We start from the raw sequence: 362 nt of genomic DNA on the forward strand, positions 1-362 counted from the left end.
ACGCTCTTCCGATCTTGGGCGTTGGAGTCGCGACCGTTACGGGAGCTGGACGCACCCTTCTTGTGTGCCATGACGCGGGCTCCTTACTTGCCGATCGCGGTGACCTGGACCTTCGTCAGGGGCTGACGGTGCCCCTGGCGCTTGTGGTACCCGGTCTTGTTCTTGAACTTGTGGATCCGGATCTTCGGACCCTTGGTGTGCTCGACGACGGTGGCCGTCACCGCGGAGGTGAGGCCGCTGGCGTCGGTGGTCACCTGGTCGCCGTCGACGAGCAGCACGGCGGGCAGAATGATCTCGGCGCCGGGCTCACCGTCGAGCTTCTCGACGGTGACCACGTCGTCGACGGCCACCTTGTACTGCTT

1 protein-coding gene is annotated in these 362 nt (G+C 64.9%); it reads right to left on the reverse strand.

Going from position 1 to position 362, the window contains the following annotated elements:
• Nucleotides 1–83 precede the first annotated feature (83 nt).
• On the reverse strand, nt 84–362 hold a 279-nt coding region (gene rplU / locus DBV35_RS29490; RefSeq protein WP_108663935.1), incomplete at its 5' end, for a 50S ribosomal protein L21.

This window comes from Acuticoccus kandeliae, assembly GCF_003073115.1.